Origin of the sequence: Sulfoacidibacillus thermotolerans (genome assembly GCF_003144315.1) — a bacterium.
GTDB lineage: Bacteria > Bacillota > Bacilli > Alicyclobacillales > SLC66 > Sulfoacidibacillus > Sulfoacidibacillus thermotolerans.
Genome location: NZ_MPDK01000111.1, coordinates 1 through 528 on the forward strand (window position 1 = coordinate 1; position 528 = coordinate 528).

The 528-nt window shown below is 49.4% G+C and carries 1 protein-coding gene; it reads right to left on the bottom strand.

The features are described 5' to 3' along the window. A partial coding sequence (locus BM613_RS14715; RefSeq protein ID WP_181363216.1) for a ParB N-terminal domain-containing protein occupies positions 1-287 on the bottom strand: 287 nt, incomplete at its 3' end. Positions 288-528: the final 241 nt, after the last annotated feature.

Sequence of the window (528 nt, forward strand, 5' to 3'; positions counted from 1 at the left end):
GTGCGCGTTTTGACGTTTGCACTAATGAGCATGCGGGCGGCCTTGTTGTCATCCACATCTAAAACATCCGTCTCAATGTCCGTCCAACCCAACAGCTTCGCCGCCCGTACTCGTTGATGGCCACTGATGATTTGGTACTGCTCACCTGCTGTTCGAGCGACTACGGCATGGATTAAGCCGTTTTCCTGCATATCTTTTGCAAGCTCCTGAAGTTCTTCGTCAGACAGGTTGTGAAACAGTTTGTTTTCTGGATGCTCTACAAGCAAAGCGACTGGAATTTTCGCCACGAAAAAAGCCCCCTTTTGGTTTCTCAACCGTTGGGGGCAGGGTAAGTATTTTATTCTATCTTGTTAATACTAAACTTTTGCTCGCAAATCTGATGGCCGCCAGGGGTGTGAGTTGGATTCACTTCCTTCACCAATGCCACGTCGTAGTCGAAGTAATGCTCCGAGTGACACCTTCATCCCCGGTCGGATTCGCCCACACATCGCTCCACGAGGGGAGAAACACAGAAATCACTGGGCTAAA